Source organism: Diaphorobacter limosus, from assembly GCF_033100095.1.
GTDB classification, from domain to species: Bacteria; Pseudomonadota; Gammaproteobacteria; order Burkholderiales; family Burkholderiaceae_C; genus Alicycliphilus; species Alicycliphilus limosus.
This window is the reverse complement of sequence record NZ_CP136921.1, coordinates 2,168,791-2,189,564: the sequence shown is the minus strand read 5'-3', so window position 1 is coordinate 2,189,564 and position 20,774 is coordinate 2,168,791. Positions and strand designations below refer to the sequence as shown.

The following is a 20,774-nucleotide window of genomic DNA, read 5'->3' as shown; positions in this document are numbered from 1 at the left end:
CTTTTCAGGCGGTCAGCGGCTCCTCGCGCATCGCCTCGATCTGCTCGCGCAGCATGCCCACCTGGCCGCGCCAGTAGTCGCTGCTGCCGAACCACGGGAAGTTGATGGGGAAGATCGGGTCGCTCCAGCGCCGCGCCAGCCAGGCGCTGTAGTGGATCAGGCGCAGCGTGCGCAGTGGCTCGATGAGCGCCAGCTCGCGCCGGTCGAAGGCGCGCAACTGCTCGTAGCCGTCCAGCAGCGTGGACAGCTGCAGCGCGCGCTGGCGCCGGTCGCCCGACAGCAGCATCCACAGGTCCTGCACCGCCGGGCCCATGCGCGCGTCATCCAGGTCCACGAAATGCGGGCCGCCCTGGCCTGCGTCGTCCACGGGTGTCCACAGCACATTGCCGGGATGGCAGTCGCCGTGCAGGCGGATGGCGTTTGCATCTTTCAAGACAAATTGGCCTGTAGCGCTTGATGGATAAGCGTCAGAAGCTATCAATTCAAGAGCTTCATCGCAGGCCGCGTGCCAGGCCGATTGCTGGTCCAGGGGGATGATTTGCTGGCTGAGCAGCCAGTCGCGCGGCTCCTGGCCAAAGCTTTGCGCATCCAGCCGCGGGCGTTGTTCGAACGGGCGCTGGGCCCCTACGTTGTGGATGCGCGCCAGGTAGCGCCCCAGCCATTCCAGCACCTCGAAGTCGTCCAGCTCCGGCATGCGCCCGCCGCGCCAGGGGCTGACGGCAAAGCCAAAGCCGGCGTGCTGGTGAAGGCTGCGGCCCTGCAGCATCAGGGGCGCGACCACGGGCACCTCGGCGGCGGCCAGCTCCAGCGCGAATGCATGCTCCTCCTCGATCTGCGCCTGGCTCCAGCGTCCGGGGCGGTAGAACTTGACGACCACGCGGCTGCCATCCTCTAGCGCCACCTGGTAGACGCGGTTCTCATACGAGCCCAGGGCCATCAGCCGGCCGTCGCCGTACAGGCCGACGCTGGCCAGGGCGTCCAGCACCAGGTCCGGCGTGAGGCTGGCGTAGGGGTGGGGCGGGGCGGTGTCTGAGGGCGTTGCGGTCATGGCGTGCATTGTCGCGCGCCGCTGTGGCGTGCCGGCCGCGCCGGGTTGGCTACCATGGGGCATGGCAAGGCAAATCAACGAGACAGGCTGGCGCGGCGCGGCCGCGCTCGCCATGGCGGCATTCCTGGCCGCATGCGCCAGCCCATCGGCGCATGTGGGCGTGGGGGTGCCAGTGGGCCCCGTCAGCATTGGCGTGGGGCTGGGTTCCGGCGGTGTGTCGGCGGGCGTGTCCACCGGCGTCGGGCCGCTTGGCGTCGGCGTGGGGGTGAATCAGCGCGGCCAGGTCACGGGTGGTGCCGGGGTGGGGGCATCGGTGCCCATGGGCAATGCCCGCGTGGGTGTGGGGGTGGGCAGCTCCACGGTGCTGCATGACCCGCAGCAGCCGGCGGCTACACCTGGCGCTGCGCCGCCGCCCGTGCCCGGGGCGCAGGGCGCACCCCTGCAGTGGCGCGATGCACAAGGCCGGCCGGTGCCCGAGTGCCGCGTGATGGGTGGTTGCTGATGGCGGCTACAGGTGCTCGAACGGCAGCTGCTGCTTGACCAGGATGACGGTGCAGGGCGCGTCGCGCGCCACGCGCATGGGTACGGTGGCCACAAAGCGCTGCAGCTGCAGGCCATGGGTGGCAGCGCCCAGGATCATCATGCTGACGCGGTTCGCCTCGGCGTAGCGCACCAGGGCCTGGGCCACGTCGCTGGACTCCAGCACATGGTAGCTGGCGCTGTGGCGTGACAGATCCAGCCCCGTCGCCCATTGCTTGAGCCGCGCCAGATGCTGGCGGCGCAGCGTGGTTTCGCTGCGCTCGCTGTCCGACGCGCTGCTGGCCGATGGCGAGATCACCGACACGCAGGCCAGGCGCGCGCCCGGGCGTATGCCCAGCGAGCGCGCCGCCGCCTCGCGCAGCGAGTACAGCGTGGCGTCGGTCACGTCGTCGTGCGGCACGGCGACCATGAGGATGGGCACTTCCTCGATCTGGCGCGTGGGTAGCGGGCTGGGCTGGTAGTGCATGCCGGCGGCCTTGATCCAGCGTTTGAAGTGCACGCGCAGGCCGGGCCCGCGCAGGCGCCGCCCGCGCTCGGTGAGTGGCACCTGCTCCGGGTTCGCCAGGTCGAAGGCCAGGTGTGCGGCCGAGGGGTAGCGCTGCGCGGCCTCGGGCTCCAGGCAGCGCAGGATGACCTCCTGCAGCCACTCGGGCAGGTCGGGGCGGTGCTGGCGCGGCGGGGCGGGCGTCATCCACAGGCGCTGGCGCAGGCCGGCGTCGGTGGTTGGCGAGCCGAAGGGCAGCTCGCCCGTGGCCATCTCGTACAGCATCACGCCGATGGCGAAGATGTCGCTGCGCAGATCACCGCGCACGCCCACCACCTGCTCGGGCGCGATCCAGGTGGGCGAGCCCACGGCCTTGCGCATCTCCTCGGCCAGCAGGTCGGGGTAATGCGCGTGGCAGGACAGGCCGAAGTCCAGCAGCACCACGCTGCCGTCCGGGCGCAGCAGCACGTTGGCCGGCTTCAGGTCCAGGTGGCAGACATTCTGCTGGTGGATGCTGTGCGCGGCGATGGCCAGCGCGCTGCCGATGCGGGCGATGTCGCGGGCGTCCTGCTCGGCGTCGCCGCGCTGGTGGCTGTCCAGCCAGTGCTGCAGCGTCTGGCCCTCCACATATTCCATGACCAGATAGGGCAGACGCATCAGGTCGCCCGCGGCCACGAAGCGCGGCGCGTGGTGGCCGGTGAGGGTGGGCAAGATGGTCAGCTCGACCTCGAAGCTGACGATGTTCTCGGCGCCATCGCCGGCCGTCATGCGCGGGATCTTCATGGCCAGCGGAAAGCCCGGATCACGCGCCGTATTCGCGTAGCCCGCATGGTAGATATGGGCCATGCCGCCGGCATGTATGCACTCGTGCACCACGAAGCCGTCGACCTCGGTGCCAGGCTCGAGCAGCTTCATGGCGCTAGCGCCCTTTTTCCAGCCGGTCGGCAAAGAAGGCCGGCAGGCCGCTGGCGCGCACCGCCGCCGCAGCCGCCATATGGTCGTAGCGCACGCGCTGGAAGGTGATGGTGGCGGCCCCGGCGTCGAACAGCGCATACATGGCGCGCGTGTCGCCATCGCGCGGCTGGCCGCAGGAGCCCACGATGGCCAGCCATTGCCGGTGCGGCGGCACGGGCACGGGCACGCCGGGCTGGGGGCTAAAGCGCATCAGCTTGGCCGTGGGCGTGAGGAAGTACAGCGCCTGCTCATGCACATGGCCGCTGAAGACATAGCGGATGGCCGGGTCTATCTGCGTGGCCGCGGCCATGGAACGCTCGGCGGCGTTGCTGTCGGCCACGTAGTGCCAGCGCTCGGGACCGTCGGCGCTGGCATGCACCAGCAGGGCGTCCGGCCCCATGCGCGCGGTCAGCGGCAGGCCGGCCAGAAAGGCGCGCTGTTCGGCGGACAGGTGCGGGTGCGTCCATTGCGCGCTCTGGTCGCCCAGGTTCTCCACCTGGGGCGGCGGGGCGACTGCGGCATCGTCATGGTTGCCGCGCACGCACAGCGCGCCATCGGCCACGAGCTGCATCACGCGGTCGAGCACCGGGCCCGGGTCGGCGCCGTAGCCCACCAGGTCGCCCAGCAGGGCAAATTGTTCTGCCCCCTGGGCGCGGGCATGTTCCAGGCAGGCATCGAGGGCGGGCAGGTTGGCGTGGAGGTCGGAGAGCAGGGCAATCTTCATGATCGGAACATCATCGCGCCATAAGCTGAGTGCTCGCTTGCATGGCGCCGCTTGTGTATCTAGGGAAAACACGTAGTTTTTTGGTCTCACGAGCGCCATTCGATACGCAGCAGGTATCGGACGGACGCCAATAAATATTAGACGCATGGGGGCCGAACCCGAATAATCGCCAGCAAGACAGCAGCAGGAGACATGCGAATGAAGCCCTTGCAAGGACTGCGGGTGCTGGATCTGTCCAGCGTCATCTTCGGCCCGCTGGCCAGCCAGGTGCTGGCCGACTATGGCGCCGAGGTCATCAAGGTGGAGCCGCCCGGGGGCGACTCCACGCGCCACACCGGGCCGGCGCCCGAACCCGGCATGGCGGCCATGTTCCTGGGCTCCAACCGCAGCAAGAAAAGCATTGCGCTGGACCTGAAGCGGCCCGAGGCGCGTCAGGCGCTGCAGGCGCTGATAGCGACCGCCGACGTCTTCATGCACAGCATGCGCCCGCAGAAGCTGGCCGGCCTGGGCGTCGATCCCGAGACGCTGCGCGCGCGCCACCCGCGGCTGGTGTACGCCAGCCTGCTGGGCTTTCTGCCCGGGCCGTACGCGGGCCGGCCGGCCTATGACGATGTGATCCAGGGCATGTCGGGCCTGGCTGACCTGATGGAGCAGCAGGGCGGCGAGGCGCGTTACCTGCCCACCATCGCCGCCGACAAGACCTGCGGCCATGTGGCGGCGCATGCCATCCTGGCGGCGCTGTGGCAGCGCGAGCGCACGGGCGAAGGGGCGTTCGTCGAGGTGCCGATGTTCGAGTCCATGGTGGGCTTCAACCTGGTCGAGCATTTCTACGGCCAGCACTTCGAGCCGCCGCGCTCTGCGCCCGGCTACCCGCGCGTGCTGGCGCCCTGGCGCAGGCCTTATCACACGGCGGATGGCCTGGTGGCCATGATGCCCTACACCAATCTGCACTGGCAGCGCTTCTTTGCCGAGGTGGGCGCGCCGCAGCATGCGGACGACCCGCGTTTCACCGACATTGCCAGCCGCACGGCGCATATCGCCGAGCTGCTGGAGCTGGCCTCCACCTACGTCCGGCGCCAGCCGACGGCCTATTGGCTGGCCACCTGCGAGCGGCTGGAGATTCCCGCCGCCCCGGTGGCGCGCCTGGCCGAGCTGCGCGCTGACGAGCATCTGCTGGCCACGGGCTTCTTCGAGGAACTGCAGGACGCGGCCATGGGCACGCTGCGCTTTCCCGGCGTGGCCGTGCGTTTTGACGGCCAGCGCCCGCCCGTGACCATGGCGCCGCGCCTGGGGGAGCACACACGCGCCCTGCTGGCCGAGGTGGGGCTGGATGCCGCGCAGGTGCAGGCGCTGATCGATCAAGGCGCCGCGATTGCGCCACAACACAAGGATGCAGACACATGAACGGCACGCACACCATGGACCACGCCGCTCCGCGCCTGGGCCAGGGCTTCGTCTGGCAGGACCTGCAGGTCGGCCAGCGCTTCAGAACCTTCCGCCGCACGGTCACCGAGAGCGACCTGGTGCAGTTCATCAACGTCACCGGCATGCTGGAGGCCATCTTCATCGAGGAGGGCTACGAGGGCGGCGCCATGCGCGGGCGGCCCGTGCCGGGCGCGCTGACCTACACGCTGATAGAGGGCTTCATCCTGCAGACCATGATCCAGGGCACGGGCCTGGCCATGCTGGAGCTGCACCAGAAGATATTGGCCCCCGTGCTGGTGGGCGACACTATCGAGGCCATGGTCGAGGTCACCGGGATACGCCCCACGTCGAAAAGCGGCCGCGCCGTGGTCACCTCGCGCATCGACGTGTTCAAGCAGGGCGGCGTGCAGGTCATGACCTACACCGCCACGCGGCTGCTGGCCGGGCGCACGCAATAACACACCACACCGAGGAGACAGACATGAACCCCATCCACCGCCGCGCCTGCCTGGCCCTGGCCGCCTGCGGCGCACTGGCGGCACTGGCCGCACCCGGCGCGCTGGCGCAGACCTATCCGGCCAAGCCCATCACCATGGTTGTGCCCTTCCCGCCCGGCGGCCCCACCGACATGGTGGCGCGCCTGCTGGCGCAAAAGCTGTCGGAGCAGATGGGCCAGCCGGTGGTGGTGGACAACAAGCCCGGCGCCAACGGCAACATCGGCGGCGCGCTGGTCAGCAAGGCGGCGGCCGACGGCCATACGCTGCTCTACAACACCTCGTCCATCACGCTCAGCCCGGCGCTGTACAAGAGCATGCAGTACGACGTGCTGCGCGACCTGGCGCCCGTGGCGCTGACGGCGGTGGTGCCGCTGGCGCTGGTGGTCAACCCCGCCGTGCCGGCCAACAGCGTGCAGGACTTCGTGGCCTACGCCAAGGCCAACCCGGGCAAGCTGTCCTACGGCTCGGCCGGCAACGGCAATGTGACGCACCTGGCGGCCTACCAGTTTGTCCGCGCCCAGGGCATAGAGGCCACGCATGTGCCCTACCGTGGCAGCGCGCCGGCCGACGTGGATCTGGCGGCGGGCCAGATCCAGTTCATGACCGACACCATCAACTCCGTCATGGCCTTCGTCAAGGACAGGCGCATGAAGCTGCTGGCCGTCACCACGGCCAAGCGCATGTCGCTATTTCCAGAGGTGCCGACGCTGGCCGAGACGGTGATGCCGGGCTTCGAGGCCGGCGCCTGGCAGGGTCTGATGGTGCCCGCCGGCACGCCCGCCGCCGTGGTGCAGCGCCTGAATGCCGAGGTCAACAAGGCGCTGCAAAGCGCCGATATGCGCGACAAACTGGCCGTGCAGGGGGCCGAGCCGCTGGGCTCCACCCCCGAGGAATACGGCGCCTATGTGCGCAAGGAGCTGGCCCGCTGGGCCACGGTGGTCAAGGCCACGGGCGTCACGCTGGAGTAAGGCCTGGTGCATGGCGTCCGAGTGTGTCACTTCGGCACACAACGGATTGCTCCACAAATCACCAGTTGTTGTATTGCGTCGCACCACAGCCGGTGGCTGGGTGCGCCCATGGGGACAGAGATCTTTGGCATGGTGATTGCGGTGCGGTATGCAATCCGAACCGGAGTATTTGAGCCAAGGAGAGGCGATGAGCATTCCGCCCCGCAGCCTGCATACACGCATCAGCCTTTTGCTGACCGGGCTGGCGGCCATCTTGCTGATGGTGCTGGCCTCACTGTGGGTGCATGGCATGCGCAGCAGCATCCACGAGGAAATCTCCGCAGCCAACCGGGTCAGCGTGCAGTGGCTCAAGGCCCTGGCTTCCGATGTGCAGTCGGCGCCTCCCGAGTTTGTCGCGCAGCGTGTGCTGTCCATGGTGCGACCCCTGGGGCGCATCCGCGCCAATGCCCTGGAGGTGTTCACTGAAGACGGCCGGCGCCTCTACGCCTCGCCGGCGCCCACCTATAAGGCCGACCGCACTGCACCGGGCTGGTTCACCGCGCTGGTGGCCCCGGTGTTTGCCGTGCACCGCGTGGGCGTGGGCAACCTGGAGCTGGTGATCTCGCCCGACCACTCGCGCGCCGTCGTCGATGCCTGGGACGACCTGCAGGTGCTGTGTCTCTGGACCGTGGCGCTGCTGGGTGCGCTGTTTGCATTGGTGCGCTGGGCATTGGGGCGCACCATGCGACCGCTGGAGCAAGTGATGGACGCGCTGGACTGTACCGGTGGCGGCCGGTTCGACGTTCGCCTGCCGGTCTTTCCGTTGCGCGAGCTGGGCCGCCTGTCGCTGGCCTTCAACGGCATGGCAGACCGCCTGGAGGAAGCTGTGGAGGACAACGTGCGCCTGAAAAGCGAACGCGAGGTGGCGTGTCTCGTTCAGGCGCGCCTGGAGGATGAGCGGCGCGCCATCGCCCGCGAGCTGCATGACACGCTGGCCCAGTGCATTACCGGCGTGCGCGCACTGGCCGGCGCCATTGCTCAGCGCACCTCTGATCAACCTGCGCTGCAGCAGCCCGCACAAACTATTGTGGCCGTCACCGGCGAGATGCAGGATGGCGTCAAGGCCATCCTGTACCGCCTGCGTTCGGCGCTGGAACATGACCTGGGCACCGATATTGCGCAGGCATGCACACGCTGGGAGCTGCTGCACCCCCATATTGCCCTGAACTGCCGCATGGACATCGGCACCACGCCGCTGGCTGCAGAGCTCACCCAGACCGCGGTGCGCGTGGTGCAGGAGGGCCTGACCAACATCGTGCGGCATGCAAAGGCCACGCAGGCCGACCTGTGCATAGAGCGCAGCGGCGGCTGGCTCAACATTCGGCTGAGCGACAACGGCTGTGGCCTGGGTAGCGGCACTGGCCATCCTGGCAGCGGGCTGGGCCTGACGGGCATGCGCGAGTGCATTGCTGCGCAGGGCGGTCAGCTGGAGCTCAACACCGCCGCCAGCGGCGGCTTGTGCGTGCTCGCACGGCTGCCGGACCATCTCCTGTCTGCTTTGGAGTCTGCCGCATGAGCCCCAATTTGCACGCGACGCGCATCATGCTGGCCGACGACCACGCGGTCGTGCGCCTGGGCCTGCGGCTGCTGCTCGAAGGCGCAGGCGCCACCGTGGTGGGCGAGGCCGAGTCTGGCGAAACGGCCTCGCGCATGTATGGCGCATTGGATCCCGATGTGCTGGTGATGGACATCTCCATGCCCGGCATCGGTGGCCTGGGGGCGTTGGAGCGCATCCTCAACCATGCCCCCAAGGCACGGGTTCTGATGCTCTCGGCACACAGCGACGACATCATGCCCACAAGGGCGCTGCGCATGGGTGCCCGGGGCTACCTGTGCAAGCGGGCGGCCCCCGACGAATTTTTGCGCGCAGTCGCTGCGGTGGCAAAAGACCAGCGCTATATCGACCCGGAACTGGCCGCGGCGCTGGCCCTGGCGCAGTTGTCGAAATCGTCCAGCCCCGTGGAGACGCTGTCCGAGAAGGAGCTGGCAGTCTTTCTGCAACTGGCCTCGGGGCGCTCCGTGCAGCAGGTGGCCGAAGACTTTCGCCTGAGCCCCAGCACCGTGGGCACCCACCTGTACCACATCAAGCAAAAGCTCAATGTCCAGAACGCCGCTGAACTGGCGCTGGTGGCCTTGCGCAACGGGATGATCGACGTTTGAGCCGTGTGTGGTTCTCGTGATTTTCGCGAGCTGCAAATGCAAATTTGCCGGTAGCCCACTGCAGGCAGGGCGGAAAGAATGAGGCATCTTGTCGCTGTTGCCGAAAGGAGCGCTATGCCGAAAGAAGAACAGGGTCTGAGCCTGGACGGCCAGGGCAAGCCGTTATGGCTGTCCCTGGAGCTGACCTACCGTTGCCCGCTCAAGTGCAGCTGGTGCAACAACCCGCTGAACTTCGATGACTACACCTCGCAGGAGCTGAGCACCCAGGAGTGGATGCGTGTGCTGCGCGAGGCGCGTGATCTGGGCGCGCTGCAGCTGGGATTCACGGGCGGTGAACCACTGATGCGCGACGATCTGGAGGAGCTGGTGGCCTATGCCGACAGCATCGGCTTCTACACCAACCTCATCACCTCTGGCGTGGGCCTGAACGAGGAGCGCCTGGTGGCGCTGAAGGCGGCGGGGCTCAAGCAGATTCAGCTCTCCGTCCAGTCCACCCGCGCCGAAATGACCGACGCCCTGGTTGGCGCCCGCGCCCATGCGCTGAAGATGGACGCTGCGCGCCGCATCAAGGCGCATGGCTTTCCCATGGTGCTGAACATGCCGGTGTTCAAGCAGAACATCGACCTGATCGGCGAGATGTGCGAATGGGCCGCGGACCTGGGCATCGAATACATCGAGTTTGCCAACATCCAGTACTACAACTGGGCCCTGCTCAACCGCGATGAGCTGCTGCCCAGCCTGGAGCAGATCCGCCAGGCCGAGGCCACGGTCAACGAGTGGCGCGCCAAGCTGGGCAAGCGCATGACGCTGTACTTTGTGGTGCCCGACTATTTCGAGGACCGCCCCAAGGCCTGCATGAATGGCTGGGGCGCCATCCACCTGACCATTGCGCCGGACGGCGTGGCCATGCCCTGCCAGGAATCAAGGGTCATTCCGGGGCTGGAGTTTGAGTCGGTCCGCGAACGCTCGCTCGCCTGGCTCTGGCACGAGTCGCCCTTGTTCCGCAAGTACCGTGGCCTGGACTGGCTGCCGGAGCCCTGCCAGTCCTGCAGCGAAAAGGAAAAGGATTTCGGCGGTTGCCGCTGCCAGGCGTTCCTGCTCACGGGTGATGCCGGCAACACCGACCCGGCCTGTAGCCGCTCGCCCTTCCGCCACCGCATCACCGAAGCCGTGAAGGAGGTGGTGCGCCCCCTGCGCTTCAAGAAACCGCTGGTCAAGCGTTCGGCGAGCGCCGTGTCCACCACGTTCATGGAGGAATGATGCGACACCCTTACGACAACGCACTCACCACCGTGGCGCTGGGCGTGGCCTTGACGGCCGTGCTGGCGGCGCTGCTACGCCTTCTGGCCTAGGAGAGCACCATGGACATGGCAATGCTGGACCTGCTGGCGCGCTGGCTGCATTTTCTGGCGGGCGTGATCTGGGTCGGCCACAACTACGCCAGCGTGGTGAACCGGCCCCGGTGGCGCCCTCTCGCCGCCAGCGACCTGAGCGACCCGGACAGCCCCAAGCTCAAGGAGGTGATCAACCGCGAACATGGCACCTTCCGCTGGGCCTCGGTGGTGACCTGGTGCGCCGGGATCTTCATGCTCTGGCACCGGGGCTGGCTCCCAGGTGCGCTGCAGCTGCAGGGCACCCTCGCACCGATCGGGGTGGGTGTCTACATCGGCACGCTGATGATGCTCAATGTCTGGTTCGTCCTCTGGCCGCACCAGAAGAAGGTGCTGGGCCTGGTTCCGGCGCCGGTGCACGAGCGCCTGCGCTGCTCGCGCATCACCCACCTCTCCTCGCGTACCAACACCATGCTGTCGATTCCGCTGCTGTTCTTCATGGCATCGGGCAGCCATGGCGGGTACCTGCTCAGATAGGGCCGCGCCATGCCCTACAGCTTTGCCGCCGGCCCGGCACGCCTGCCCGATGCCGTACTGGCGCAGGCCCGGGAGACGCTGTTCAGCCGGGGCGCCGATGGTGCCGCGCCCGTGGAGCGGCCGTTTTCCGCGCCACAGTTCCGTGCCGCACTGGCCCATGCCTAGGCCCGCCTGCGTGCGCTGCTGGGCGTGCCAGACGGCTACCGCATCCTGTTTCTGGCCGGTGGCGCCATGCACCAGTTCGCCATGGTGCCGGCCAACCTGGCCACTCCCGGGGGCACGGTGGCCTACGCCGATTCGGGCTACTGGGCCCAGCGCGCCATGGCCGAGGCGGCCAGGCAGCACCAGGTTTGCGTGGTGGCGCGGCATGAAGGCACACAGGCGCTGGCGGCGCCGCCGTTGCAGGGCTGGCAGTTGCCGCCCGGCAGCGCCTATTGCCACATCACACCCAACGAGACGGTCGAGGGCATCGCCTATCCCGGCCTGCCTGACGTGGGCGATGTGCCGCTGGTGGCTGACTGCACGTCGTCCTGTCTGACGGCGCCCCTGCCCATCGCGCGCTTTGGCCTGGTCTATGCCGGGGCACAGAAGAACCTGGGCATTGCCGGCCTGGCCGTGGTCGTCATCCAGGAGGCACTGCTGGCGCGCAGCTCCGCCAGCCTGGCATCCGTCGCCTCGTACCGCCTCCAGGCGCAAGCCGCCAGTTGCGTCAACACGCCGCCGGTGGCGGCCCTGCTGGTGACCGCCATGGTGCTCGACTGGATAGATGCACAAGGCGGTCTGCCTGCCATGGCCGAGGCCAATCAGCGCAAGGCGGCCACGCTGTACTGCGCCATCGACGCCAGCCAGGGGTTCTTTTGCGCACCGGTGGCGCTGGGCCATCGCTCCCTGGTCAACGTGCGGTTCTGCTGCGCCAATGCGGCGCTGGATACGGTGTTTGCCACCGAAGCCGAGGCCGCCGGCTTGCACCACTTGCGTGGCCACCCCCGCATTGGTGGTCTGCGCGCCAGTCTCTACAACGCCATGCCGCAGGCCGGGGTCGATGCGCTGGTGGATTTCATGGCCCATTTTCAAAGGCGCTACGGATGAATGCACGAATACCGCTGGCACCCAGTCCCGCCACCTGGCTCCAGCGTCCCGGTCTTGCCGGCGGTATCGACCAGGATGGGGGGCGCGCCGCAGAGCTGCTCGGCCATGGATTTGGCAGCGTGGAGTTTGGCAGCGTGACAGCACAACCGCTGCCCGGGCACAACGTCGGCGTGGCGGCGCTGGTTCAGGCCCTGAAGAACGCACTGGCAGCGGCCCCGCAGAGCGCGCCGCAGGGCAGGGCGCCGTGCGCCGTCGGCATTGGCCTGGGCGTGCCTGCCGCCGTGGCCCTGGAGCATGTGGCAGCGCAGTGGCTGGCTGGCTTTGCGGCAGTGGCAGAGGTTGCCCATTACGTCAGCCTGAACCTCAGTGCCCGTGCCCACCAGCGCCTGCTTGAGCCCGCTGGCCTGGCGGTGCTGGGTGCGGCGTTTGTTGCCGTGGCCACGCTGCGCGACCAAACACACCAGCTGGGCAGGGAAGGCCAGCATGGCGCGGTGCGCCTGGCGATCAAGCTGCCCGGCACCCACCCGGGGGCATCGACGGCGGCCGCGCTGGCGCTGGCGGCCGGCATCGACCAGCTGACCGTGGTGTTGCCCGACACCGGAGAGCGTTGGGCCTGCCTGTCCGCGCTGCGCCAGCAGGTTGGCGCCGGCCCCGACCTGGTCGCCGTTGGCGGCATTCGCTGCCGCGCCGACGTGGACCGCGCGCGGGCCTGCGGCGCCAGCGGCGTGCAGGTGCACCGCCTTTTTACCGCGCAGGGTGCGCAATGCCTGCAGGGGCTGATCCAGCCCACATGCAGCGATGGCGACGCAGATTCATGATTTTCTGGAGGTGCCGCCCCATAAAGCGCGGACGACCGCAACCACCGGCCCCGGAACAATATGCCCAGAAGCCGCGTGGTGCGGCGTCGCAACACCTCACGAGGAGACACCCATGACCTGGCATACCCCCGCCTATTGCGAAATCCGTCTTGGCTTTGAAGTGACCGCCTACGTTTACGTGCGCTAAGCCGGTACGCCCCAGCGGCTTCGGCCGCTAGCGCGCCGGCAGGCCCTGCACCCCATGGACAGCACCACCGCACCCCGTCCGCAGCTGCACCCGCGCTTCATCATGCGCTGGGAGGCGAGCCAGGACGCGCATGTCATCCTCTACCCCGAAGGGCTGATCAAGCTCAGCCCGTCGGCAGCAGAAATCCTCCAACGCTGCGACGGCACGCGAACCGACGACAAGATCATTGACGACCTGGCCCAGGCCTACCCGAGCCAGCGCGAGGCTATCGCCCAGGATACCGCGAGCTTTCTCGCCGTGGCGCGGGACAAGGGCTGGATTCTGGAGTGATTGAACAGCTCCTGCGACGCCCTTTCCCTTGCGCCGGCAGAGTAGCCGGCGTCAGTACTGGTAGACGCCGCGCCCGGTCTTGCGGCCCAGGCGGCCGGCGGCGACATATTCCTTGAGCAGCGGGCAGGCGCGGTATTTGCTGTCGCCAAACTCCTGCAGGTACACGTCCATCACCGCCAGGCACACGTCCAGGCCCACCATGTCGGCCAGGGCCAGCGGGCCTATGGGCTGGTTGCAGCCCAGCTTCATGCCGGCATCGATGTCCTCGGGCGTGGCCAGGCCCTCGGCCAGCACGAAGAAGGCCTCGTTGATCATCGGCACCAGGATGCGGTTGACCACGAAGCCGGGCGCGTTCTTCACCGTGATGGGCGACTTGCCCAGGCGCTCGGCCAGCTCCTTGACGGCGGCGTGCGTGGCGTCGGATGTCTGCAGGCCACGGATGATCTCCACCAGCGCCATCATCGGCACGGGGTTGAAGAAATGCATGCCGATGAAGCGCTCGGCACGGCCGGTGGCGGCGGCCAGCTTGGTGATCGAGATCGACGAGGTGTTGGAGGCGATGATGACCTCGGGCGCGACGATGGCGTCCACCTGCTTCAGGATCTTCAGCTTGAGCTCGTGGTTCTCGGTCGCGGCCTCGATGACGATCTGCGCGGCCTTCAGGTCGTCGTAGCTGGTCGAACCCTTGATGCGCGCCAGGGCCGCGTCCTTGTCGGCCGCCGTGATCTTGTCCTTCTTGATCAGCCGCTCCAGGCTGGCGGCCACGGTGGCCACGCCCTTTTGCACGGCGGCGTCGGAGATGTCCACCATGACCACGTTGATGCCAGAGACCGCGCAGGCCTGGGCAATGCCATTGCCCATGGTGCCCGCGCCGATGATGCCGACGGTAGAAATCGTCATAAAAGAGTCCTCGAAGGAGTGATGAGAAAAACGGATGCGCCGATGGTATCGGCAATCGCCGGGCCCTCTTTTCCGGGGCGTACCGGGCAGTATCGCCGGGGCGCGCACCGTGGCTGCCAGATCGGGCTGGATACAGGATGTTGCATGACGCATCCAGGCAAACCCTGATCATTCGGCCGGTGCGATTGCGTACCATTTTGTATACCAACTCACAAACATTGAGCACAACAAGGCGTGGCTGAGTTGTGCTTGGGACCCGCATCGACAACCGGCGACAAGCATGGAAATCCACAGTCCCTCCCCTGTGCTCTACAACGAGGATCTGGCCCCGGCCAGGAGCGCAACTGGGGCACCTTCAGCATCTTCAACGTCTGGACCTCGGACGTGCACAGCCTGTGGGGCTACTACCTGGCCGCCAGCCTGTTCCTGCTGTGTGGCAGCTTCACCAACTTTTTGCTGGCCATCGGCCTGGGCTCGCTGGTCATCTTCGTGCTGATGAACCTGATCGGCTGGGCCGGCGAGAAGACCGGTGTTCCGTACCCGGTGCTGGCGCGGGCCTCGTTCGGCATCTGGGGCGCCAACCTGCCGGCTATCGTGCGCGCCATCGTGGCCATCTTCTGGTATGGCGCGCAGACCGCGGCAGCCTCCAGCGCCCTGGTGGACCTGCTGATCCGCAGCGAAGGCATGCTGCAGTTCCACCAGAACTCGCACATGCTGGGCCATTCCACGCTGGAGGTCATCTGCTACGTGATCATGTGGGCCCTGCAGCTCTTGATCATCCAGCGCGGCATGGAGACCATGCACAAGTTCCAGGACTGGGCCGGCCCGGCGGTGTGGGTGGCGATGCTGGTGCTGGCGATTGGGCTGATGGTCAAGGCCGGTGGCTTTTCCTTCGAGCATGGCATTCCGATGGACGTGCTGGTGGAGAAGACCAAGGACGCCGGCATCAAGGGCGAGCCGGGTTCGTTCTGGGCACTGATGGCGGTGGGGGCCACCTGGGTCACTTACTTTGCCGCCCTGTACCTGAACTTCTGCGACTTCTCGCGTTACGCCAAGAACCGCGAGGCGGTCACGCGCGGCAACCTCTGGGGTCTGCCTGTGAACCTGATCGCGTTCTCGTTCGTCGCCGGCATCACCACCATCGCCGCCTTCCAGGTCTATGGCGAGGTGCTGCTGCACCCCGAGCAGATCTCCGCCAAGTTCGACAGCTGGTTCCTGGCCCTGCTGGCGGCCATGACTTTTGCCGTGGCGACCCTGGGCATCAACGTGGTGGCCAACTTCGTCTCCTCGGCGTTTGACATCTCCAACGTCTTTCCGCGCCAGATCAGCTTTAAGCGCGGCGGCTACATCGCCGCGGCCATTGCCCTGCTGCTCTATCCGTTCGCGCCCTGGGAGGGCGACGCCGCGCATTTCGTGAACGCCGTCGGCGCCACCATGGGGCCGCTGCTGGGCATCTTCGTCGTTGACTACTACCTGATTGCTCGCGGGCAGATCAATGTGCAGGCGCTGTACCAGGAGCTGGGCGAATACCGCTACCAGGGTGGCTGGAACGTCAACGCATTGATCGCCACCGGCGTCGGGGCGGTGTTCTCCACCATCCTGCCCAACTTCACGACGCTGCTGCCCGCGTGGTGGGGCACCTTTGGCTGGTTCATCGGCGTGGCGATCGGGGGCGTGGTGTATTACGTGTTGTCGCAGCTGCGACCGCGGGTGCGCGCCATAGGGGCGGCGGCCTGAGCCTTGAGCGCAGGGATCGGTGGCTAGTGTAGTGTTCCATTCTGTTTGGAGCTTAATCGGCTATTGGCCCGAATGACCTTCTGCAGGATGTCGCGGGCGCTCTTGGTCCAGATGAACGGTTTGGGGTTGGTATTGTGATGTGCCACGTATTCATCAATGGCGGCCACCAGCTGCGGCACGCTGGTGAATACGCCGCGGCGCAGCCGTTCTGTGGTCAGGTCACGAAAGAAACGCTCGACCATGTTCAGCCACGACGCCGAGGTCGGCGTGAAGTGCATGTGAAAGCGCGGGTGCTTGGCCAGCCAGTCCTGCACCACCGGGTGCTTGTGCGTGGCGTAGTTGTCGGCGATCAGGTGCAGCGTTTTGTCCTTGGGTGTCTCGCGGTCGATCTGCTTGAGGAACTTCAACCACTGCACATGGGTGTGGCGCTGCTGGCATTGGCTGATGACTTGGCCATCGAGCACGTTGAGCGCCGCAAACAATGTGGTCGTGCCGTGGCGCTTGTAGTCGTGCGTCATCGTCTGCGCACGCCCCTTCTTCAGGGGCAGTCCCGGCTGCGTGCGATCGAGCGCCTGCACCTGGCTCTTCTCGTCGCAGCACAGCACCAGGGCATGCTCAGGCGGGGACATGTACAAGCCCACGATGTCTTCGAGCTTCTGGGCAAACTGGGGGTCACGCGAGACCTTGAAGCTGTGCACCAGATGCGGCTTGAGCCCGTGCGCATGCCAATGGCGCATCACGGTGCTGGCGCTGACGCCCAGCAGCGTGCCCATCTTGCGTGTGCTCCAGTGCGTGATCGCTTCGGGGCTGCTCTGGGTTGTCAACTGCACCAGCTGGGCCACGTCCACCTTTACCGGCGGCGCGCCGCGTGGCAAGTCGCGCTCGATAGCCTTGATGCCGCCTTGCAGGTGGCGCTCGCGCCAGCGCGCCGGCTGCATGCGACCGATGCCCAGTTGCGCGGCAATATCCTTGTTGTTCAGGCCCTGGTCTGCCAGCAAGATGATGCGTGCGCGCTGCGCCAGACGTACGCTCGTCAGGCCCGAGCGCCAAAGCTTCGTCAACGCCGCACGCTCTTCATCCGTCAATTCGATCTTTGGCGCAACTCGCATGGATTGGCTCCCTTTCAAGCTCCAGTTGAGCATGGGATACCAGCCGACTTTTTAAGTTCAATCAAGAATCGAACACTACACTAGAATCAACTCCCCTCACGAGCCGCCCATGATCACCAAGGCCAGGATTGCCGAGCGCATCATCGAGTCCATTCTTGCCGGCAAGCTGCGCCCCGGCGAGCGACTGGGTGAGCAGGACATTGCAGACCTGTTCAGCATCAGCCGCACCCTGGTGCGCGAGGCGCTGATGCAATTGCAGGCGCGCGGCGTCGTGGAGGTGCGCTCGCGCGTTGGCTGGTATGTCATCGAACCCTCATTCGATGACGCCCTGGAAACCTACGCCGCCCGGCGCGTGATCGAGCCCGGCATGCTGCGCGATGCTGGCACGCCGCTGCAGACCAGCATCCGCCGGCTGCGCCAGCATGTCGCCGACGAGCGCAAGGCCATCGCCGCCGCTGACGCGGCCCAGCGCAGCTGGCTGCAGGCCGACTTTCACATCTGCCTGGCCGAATGCCTGGGCAACCGCTTTCTCACATCGATGCTGATCGACCTGTCGGCGCGCACCACGCTGGTGTCGGCGCTGTACCAGTCGCAAAGCGAGGCCCAGACCTCCAACGACGACCACGCGGCCATCGTTGCGGCGCTGGCCGATGGGGACAACGCGCTTGCCGAGCGCCTGATGCTGGAGCACATCGACACCCTTGCCGGGCGCCTGGACGAAACCCGCGCCGGCAGCGGCAGCGCGCGTGACCGGCTGCGCTCGGCCCTGGCGCCCGATGCGCCAGCGACTCGGCCACGATCCACCAGCAAAAATGCCGCAGGAGCTGGCGCGAAATAAGCAGCCGTCAGTGCTGCAGGCAATCCACTCGTCTACGCCCGAAAACGCCGGCGCGTGAGTGCCAGCGCCACCCAGTAGGCGCAAGCCGTGGCGCAAGAGGGGTGCGGGCCACTGATCCATGAACATGTGGCGCACCAGTTCCACGGCATTCATCAGCGGCAGCCAGTCCGATGCCACGCGCACGGCCCAGGGCAGCGGTTCGCGCGGGAAGAGCACGCCCGATTTTTCGGCGCCTTGACGAAGTACAAGTCAAAACCGGCTGTAACGCCGGTGGGGAAAGCGCCTTAAGCTCCTGAAAATCAAGCGAAAGTTCTGCGTCAGTCCTGCAGCAGCTGGCGGCCCTTGGCCAGATAGGCCTCCATCTCGGCCGGCGGCACCATGCCGCCGCCGGTGCCCCAGACCAGATGGGTGGACCGGGCCAGGCGCTCTGCGCTCAGGCCGGCACGGGCGCGGTAGCCCTGCTGCTCGCCCAGCACGCGCGCCATGCCCGGCACGCCGGCCAGCGCCGACGGCTCCAGGCGCAGGCCTTCGCTGCGCTCCATGAGCGCCAGCAGCCGGTACAGCTCCTCGTCGCTGACGGTGTAGTAGCCGTCCAGCAGGCGCTGCATGGCGCGGCCGACAAAGCCGGAGGCGCGGCCCACGGCCAGGCCGTCGGCGGCGGTGACGTTGTCGATGCCGAAGTCCTGCACCGACACGGCGTCGTGCAGGCCGGTATAGACACCGAGCAGCATGCACGGCGAGTGGGTGGGCTCGGCAAAGATGCAGTGCACGGCGTCGCCGAAGGCCAGCTTGAGCCCGAAGGCCACGCCGCCAGGGCCGCCGCCCACGCCGCAAGGCAGGTAGACGAACAGCGGGTGCTCGGCATCCACCGTGATATTGGCCGCGGCCAGCTGGCCTTTGAGCCGTTCCGCCGCCACCGCGTAGCCGAGGAACAGGCTGGTCGAGTTTTCGTCGTCGACAAAGTGGCAGCTGGGGTCGGACTCGGCCTGCTTGCGGCCCTCGGCCACCGCCACGCTGTAGTCGGAGGCGTACTCCACCACGGTGACGCCGTGCGAGCGCAGCTTGTCCTTCTTCCACTGGCGTGCGTCGGCCGACATGTGCACGGTCACCTGGAAGCCCAGGCGCGCGCTCATGATGCCGATCGACAGGCCCAGGTTGCCGGTGGAACCGACGGCAATCTTGTACTGGCCAAAGAAGGCGCGGGCCCGGTCGCTGTCCAGCACGGCGTAGTCGTCGCCGGCTTGCAGCAGGCCGCCGGCCAGCGCCAGGTCTTCCGCGTGCTTGAGCACTTCGTAGATGCCGCCACGGGCCTTGATGGAGCCGGAAATCGGCAAATGGCTGTCGGTCTTGAGCCACAAGGCGCCGCCGCCCGGCGCCAGGCCGTAGCGCTGGCTCAAGAGCGCTTGCAGGGCCGGCAGGGGCCGGATGCCCGATTCGATGATGCCGCCGCTGGCCGCCGTCTCGGGGAACGCCCGCATGATGTAGGGCGCAAAGCGCGACAGGCGGGCGCTGGCGTCGGCCACGTCAGCAGCGGTGAGGCCCACATCGCCCAGCGCCTGCGCCGTGGGGGCGGTGGCCGGGTTGAACCAGCTGGTTTCCTTCAGCTCCACCAGTTCGCGAATCAAAGGGTGGCTGGCGGTCCAGTCTTCCAGAGTTTTGCCCAAAATCATCATGTTCAGCTCCTTGATGGGTTGAGTGAGTTATCGGTGCAGGCTCAGACAAACTTCGCCAGCAGCAAGGTCAGCCCCAGGGCGACCAGCGAGGCCAGCACCGTGCCGGCGGTGAATTTTTTCAGCGCGTCGGTCAGCGAGGCGCCCAGGTATTCCTTCACCACCCAGAACGCGGAGTCGGTCACATGCGTCCAGCCTATGGCACCGGCGCCTATGGCAATGACCATGATTTCCCGGCTCACCCCGGGGTGGGTGTTCAGCATGGGCAACACCATGCCGGCGGCGCTGATCATGGCCACGGTGGCGGAGCCCACCGCGAAGTGCATCAGGCCGGCCACCAGCCAGGCCAGCACGATGGGGTTCATGTTCAGCTGCGCCAGCGAGTCGGCCAGCACCTTGCCGATGCCGCTGTCGATCAGCATGCCGTTGAAGGCGCCGCCTGCGCCAATGATCAGCAAGATGCTGGCCAGCGGCGGAAAGGATTTGTCGGTCAGCTTGAGCAGCTCGGCCATGTGCAGGCCGCGGCGCAATCCCAGCGACCAGTAGGCAAACAGCACGGCAATGGCCAGCGCGGTCAGCGGGTTGCCCAGAAAACTCACCACCCCGAAGGCCGCCGAACCCTTGCTCAGGCCCATCACGGCCAGGGTCTTGCCCACCATCAGCAACAGCGGCAGCAGGATGGTGAACAGGGTCAGGCCGAAGCCGGGTAAATCCTTGCTGGCACGGGTTTCGCAGCGCTCCTCCAGGAAGGCTTCCTGCGTGGCCGGCGCTTCGCTCTTGCAGGCCAGCTTGATCCACAGCGGCCCGCCGATCACGGCCGTGGGCAGGCCCACGATCAGGCCGTACAGAATCACCTTGCCCACGTCGGCGTCCAGCATGCCGGTGATCGCCATCGCGGCGGGATGCGGCGGCAGCATGCAATGCACCGTCATCAGCGAAATAGCCAGCGGCACGCCCAGGTACAGCAGGTTCAGGCGGGTGTCCTTGGCCACCACGTAGATCAGCGGAATCAGCAGCACGAAGCCGACCTCGAAGAAGACCGGAATCCCGGCGATGAAACCGACCAGCATCATGACCCAGGAGGCGCGCTGCTTGCCCAGCGTGTTCAGCAGGGTCTGGGCAATGCGCTCGGCCCCGCCGGACTCCTCCAGCATTTTGCCCAGGATGCTGCCCAGGCCGATGATCGCCGCCAGAAAGCCCAGCGTGCCGCCCACGCCCTTCTCGAAGGACCCGGCGATGTCGGCGAGCGGCATGCCCGAGCCTATGCCCACCACAAAACATGCCGCCATCAGGGCCAGAAAAGCGTGCACCCGAACCTTCACGATCAGCACCACGATCAGCACGATCGCGGCCAGCAAGACCAGTAATAAACCTGTACCACCCTGCATG

General features: G+C 67.0%; 21 protein-coding genes and 2 pseudogenes. 15 read left to right on the top strand and 8 right to left on the bottom strand.

Annotated features, from left to right (window positions below; translation table 11 throughout):
- Positions 1-4: 4 nt before the first annotated feature.
- Positions 5-1,048, bottom strand: coding sequence for a serine/threonine protein kinase (locus P4826_RS10590; protein WP_425605163.1), 1,044 nt, complete (start codon positions 1,046-1,048; stop codon positions 5-7).
- Between the two features lie 61 nt (positions 1,049-1,109).
- Here P4826_RS10590 and P4826_RS10585 point away from each other — a divergent pair, with 61 nt between their 5' ends.
- On the top strand, positions 1,110-1,550 hold the full coding sequence (locus P4826_RS10585; RefSeq protein WP_317700377.1) for a hypothetical protein: 441 nt from the start codon (positions 1,110-1,112) through the stop codon (positions 1,548-1,550).
- Between the two features lie 6 nt (positions 1,551-1,556).
- On the opposite strand, the gene P4826_RS10580 is transcribed toward P4826_RS10585, so the two are convergent.
- On the bottom strand, positions 1,557-2,987 hold the full coding sequence (locus P4826_RS10580) for a bifunctional serine/threonine-protein kinase/universal stress protein (RefSeq protein WP_317700376.1): 1,431 nt from the start codon (positions 2,985-2,987) through the stop codon (positions 1,557-1,559).
- A gap of 4 nt (positions 2,988-2,991) precedes the next feature.
- A complete protein-coding gene (locus P4826_RS10575) occupies positions 2,992-3,750 on the bottom strand; it encodes a metallophosphoesterase family protein (protein WP_317700375.1) in 759 nt (252 codons plus the stop codon).
- 198 nt (positions 3,751-3,948) lie between these two features.
- Between P4826_RS10575 and P4826_RS10570 the strand changes: the two genes are divergently transcribed.
- The 12 genes from P4826_RS10570 to pqqD all read left to right on the top strand — a co-directional run bounded on the left by P4826_RS10570 (position 3,949) and on the right by pqqD (position 13,131).
- A complete protein-coding gene (locus tag P4826_RS10570) occupies positions 3,949-5,154 on the top strand; it encodes a CaiB/BaiF CoA transferase family protein (RefSeq protein WP_317700374.1) in 1,206 nt (401 codons plus the stop codon).
- 14 nt (positions 5,155-5,168) lie between these two features.
- Positions 5,169-5,633, top strand: coding sequence for a MaoC family dehydratase (locus P4826_RS10565; protein WP_317703749.1), 465 nt, complete (start codon positions 5,169-5,171; stop codon positions 5,631-5,633).
- 23 nt (positions 5,634-5,656) lie between these two features.
- Positions 5,657-6,640, top strand: coding sequence for a tripartite tricarboxylate transporter substrate binding protein (locus P4826_RS10560; protein ID WP_317700373.1), 984 nt, complete (start codon positions 5,657-5,659; stop codon positions 6,638-6,640).
- 187 nt (positions 6,641-6,827) lie between these two features.
- Positions 6,828-8,195 (top strand): histidine kinase, encoded by a 1,368-nt coding sequence (locus P4826_RS10555; RefSeq protein WP_317700372.1) that lies wholly within the window; start codon positions 6,828-6,830, stop codon positions 8,193-8,195.
- Positions 8,192-8,839, top strand: a complete 648-nt coding sequence (locus P4826_RS10550; protein ID WP_317700371.1) for a response regulator — start codon at positions 8,192-8,194, stop codon at positions 8,837-8,839. The genes P4826_RS10555 and P4826_RS10550 overlap by 4 nt, the downstream gene beginning before the upstream one ends.
- Before the next feature lie 114 nt (positions 8,840-8,953).
- Positions 8,954-10,099 carry a pyrroloquinoline quinone biosynthesis protein PqqE gene (gene pqqE / locus P4826_RS10545; RefSeq protein ID WP_317700370.1) on the top strand — a complete coding sequence of 382 codons (1,146 nt, stop codon included), beginning with the start codon at positions 8,954-8,956 and terminating at the stop codon, positions 10,097-10,099.
- 101 nt (positions 10,100-10,200) lie between these two features.
- A complete protein-coding gene (locus tag P4826_RS10540; protein ID WP_317700369.1) occupies positions 10,201-10,707 on the top strand; it encodes a urate hydroxylase PuuD in 507 nt (168 codons plus the stop codon).
- 9 nt (positions 10,708-10,716) lie between these two features.
- The gene (locus P4826_RS10535; RefSeq protein WP_317700368.1) at positions 10,717-10,872 is read left to right on the top strand and encodes a hypothetical protein; all 156 of its coding nucleotides are present in this window, start codon (positions 10,717-10,719) and stop codon (positions 10,870-10,872) included.
- A 24-nt stretch (positions 10,873-10,896) separates the two neighbouring features.
- Positions 10,897-11,796: a 3-phosphoserine/phosphohydroxythreonine transaminase gene (gene serC, locus P4826_RS10530; protein ID WP_317700367.1), complete on the top strand. Its 900-nt coding sequence runs from the start codon at positions 10,897-10,899 to the stop codon at positions 11,794-11,796.
- Complete coding sequence (locus P4826_RS10525; protein WP_317700366.1) at positions 11,793-12,614, top strand: hypothetical protein; 822 nt, start codon at positions 11,793-11,795, stop codon at positions 12,612-12,614. The genes serC and P4826_RS10525 overlap by 4 nt, the downstream gene beginning before the upstream one ends.
- Positions 12,595-12,801: a pyrroloquinoline quinone precursor peptide PqqA gene (pqqA, locus tag P4826_RS19730; RefSeq protein WP_425605162.1), complete on the top strand. Its 207-nt coding sequence runs from the start codon at positions 12,595-12,597 to the stop codon at positions 12,799-12,801. Before P4826_RS10525 ends, pqqA begins: the two co-directional genes overlap by 20 nt.
- A gap of 54 nt (positions 12,802-12,855) precedes the next feature.
- Positions 12,856-13,131, top strand: a complete 276-nt coding sequence (gene pqqD, locus P4826_RS10520; protein ID WP_317700365.1) for a pyrroloquinoline quinone biosynthesis peptide chaperone PqqD — start codon at positions 12,856-12,858, stop codon at positions 13,129-13,131.
- Positions 13,132-13,182: 51 nt separating this feature from the next.
- Here the strand turns inward: pqqD and P4826_RS10515 are convergent, their stop codons facing one another.
- Complete coding sequence (locus tag P4826_RS10515) at positions 13,183-14,031, bottom strand: 3-hydroxybutyryl-CoA dehydrogenase (protein ID WP_317700364.1); 849 nt, start codon at positions 14,029-14,031, stop codon at positions 13,183-13,185.
- A gap of 280 nt (positions 14,032-14,311) precedes the next feature.
- Here P4826_RS10515 and P4826_RS10510 point away from each other — a divergent pair.
- A pseudogene (locus tag P4826_RS10510) lies at positions 14,312-15,768 on the top strand (NCS1 family nucleobase:cation symporter-1).
- Positions 15,769-15,791: 23 nt separating this feature from the next.
- On the opposite strand, the gene P4826_RS10505 reads toward P4826_RS10510, so the two are convergent.
- A complete protein-coding gene (locus P4826_RS10505) occupies positions 15,792-16,877 on the bottom strand; it encodes an IS630 family transposase (RefSeq protein ID WP_317700363.1) in 1,086 nt (361 codons plus the stop codon).
- A 109-nt stretch (positions 16,878-16,986) separates the two neighbouring features.
- Here P4826_RS10505 and P4826_RS10500 point away from each other — a divergent pair, with 109 nt between their 5' ends.
- Entirely contained in the window at positions 16,987-17,715 is a 729-nt protein-coding gene (locus P4826_RS10500) for a GntR family transcriptional regulator (RefSeq protein WP_317700362.1), read from the top strand.
- A 32-nt stretch (positions 17,716-17,747) separates the two neighbouring features.
- Here P4826_RS10500 and P4826_RS10495 read toward each other — a convergent pair.
- The 3 genes and pseudogenes from P4826_RS10495 to P4826_RS10485 all read right to left on the bottom strand — a co-directional run.
- Positions 17,748-17,964 (bottom strand): annotated as a pseudogene (locus P4826_RS10495) (ABC transporter permease); the annotation flags it as partial.
- Between the two features lie 68 nt (positions 17,965-18,032).
- Positions 18,033-19,385, bottom strand: coding sequence for a D-serine ammonia-lyase (dsdA, locus tag P4826_RS10490; RefSeq protein ID WP_317703748.1), 1,353 nt, complete (start codon positions 19,383-19,385; stop codon positions 18,033-18,035).
- A 44-nt stretch (positions 19,386-19,429) separates the two neighbouring features.
- On the bottom strand, positions 19,430-20,773 hold the full coding sequence (locus P4826_RS10485; RefSeq protein ID WP_317700361.1) for a GntT/GntP/DsdX family permease: 1,344 nt from the start codon (positions 20,771-20,773) through the stop codon (positions 19,430-19,432).
- Position 20,774: the final 1 nt, after the last annotated feature.